General features: G+C 62.5%; 2 protein-coding genes. One reads left to right on the top strand and one right to left on the bottom strand.

What is annotated here, in order from left to right:
• The coding region (locus ENZ75_RS31320; RefSeq protein WP_128278602.1) for an ATP-binding cassette domain-containing protein at positions 1-645 on the bottom strand (645 nt) is incomplete at its 3' end.
• Between the two features lie 213 nt (positions 646-858).
• Here ENZ75_RS31320 and ENZ75_RS31315 point away from each other — a divergent pair.
• The coding region (locus ENZ75_RS31315; protein WP_127389348.1) for an arginine deiminase family protein at positions 859-1585 on the top strand (727 nt) is incomplete at its 3' end.

The raw sequence follows: 1585 nt of genomic DNA, 5'->3' as shown, positions 1-1585 counted from the left end.
GCGCGCCAGGTCGCCGATCACCTTCAGCACCTCGCCGACCAGTTCGGGATCGAGCGCGGAGGTGGGCTCGTCGAACAGCATGACGCGCGGATTGATGGCCAGCGCCCGGGCGATCGCGGCGCGCTGCTGCTGGCCGCCCGACAGATAGGCCGGATAGACGTCGCGCTTTTCAGCCAGACCGACACGGGCGAGCAGCCTCTCGGCCTCGCCGATCGCCACATCGCGCTTGACGCCAAGCACATGCACCGGAACCTCGATGACGTTTTCGATCAGCGTCATGTGGCTCCACAGGTTGAAGTTTTGGAACACCATGCCGAGCTTGGAGCGGATGCGCTCGATCTGCTTGCGGTCGGCCGGAATGGTGTGGCCGTGGCTGTCGGCCTTGAGCTTGATCTCCTCGCCATTGACGCGAATGATGCCGCTGGTCGGGTTTTCCAGGCAGTTGATGCAGCGCAGCAGGGTCGATTTGCCGGAGCCCGAGCCGCCGATGATGGCGATGACCTCGCCGTCGCGCGCCGACAGCGAGACGCCCTTCAGCACATGCAGCTCACCGAACTTCTTGTGCAGGTTCTCGACATGGATGGCTTCGGCGGCGCCGTCCTGCGCCTTGCCGGATCGGACTGCGGCAGCTTCCACCACGCTCACCGGGTGACCTCTATCGGGTCGGCTGCGGTTCGTCGAACGTGTATCCGGCTAATTAACATATACGCTGTACTGCCCCGCTCCAGACTTCAGCATGGACCCAACGGCGAGAGCCCGTCAATCCTGCTTATTACGGCACTTGCGAGCTTGTTGTGCAAGTGTATAAATAGCCTTCCATGAAATTTTCTCGATTTTTTTCAGCGAAAAAGGACTTCGATGAGCGCTTTCGGATCACAGTCCATGGCGGCGCCGCTGCGCCGCGTGCTGATGCGGTCGGCGGCCAACGCCATGCGCAATGCCGACAGGGCTGCCTGGCACTATGGCCCCGGATTCAATCCGGCGAAAGCGGCATCGCAGCACGCGCTCCTTGCTGAACTGGTGGCGGCTTCCGGTGCCGAAATCGAATGGATCGAGGACACGGCGGATGGACTTTCGGACTCGGTGTTCACGCACGACCCGTCGCTGATGACCGATCGCGGCGCGCTGATTCTGTCCATGGGCAAGCCGTTGCGCGCCAGGGAGCCCTCGCTGCATGAGGAAACCTACCGAAGGCTGGGCATTCCAATCCTGGGCCGCGTCGAGGTTCCTGGCCAGGTCGAAGGCGGTGATTGCGTATGGCTCGATGCCCGTACGCTGGTGATCGGGCGCGGTGTCCGCTCCAACCAGGAAGGCATCCAGCAGGTTTCCAACCTGCTGACGCCGCTGGGCGTTTCCGTCTACGGCTTTGATCTTCCGCTGTGGCAAGGCGAAGAAGCGTGCCTGCATCTGATGTCGGTGATCAGCCCGCTGGCCGACGACCTCGCATTGGTCCATTCACCGCTTTTGCCGGCCCCATTCTATCAGATGCTGAAGGCGCGTAACATCCGGCTGGTCGAAGGCGACGCCGAAGAGTTCGCGGCTTCCAACGGCCTTAGCCTGAACGTGCTGCCGACCAGCCCACACA

It is taken from the genome of Mesorhizobium sp. M7A.F.Ca.CA.002.04.1.1 (assembly GCF_004022805.1).
Classification (GTDB): Bacteria; Pseudomonadota; Alphaproteobacteria; order Rhizobiales; family Rhizobiaceae; genus Mesorhizobium; species Mesorhizobium ciceri.
This window is presented reverse-complemented; position numbering and strand designations above follow the sequence as displayed.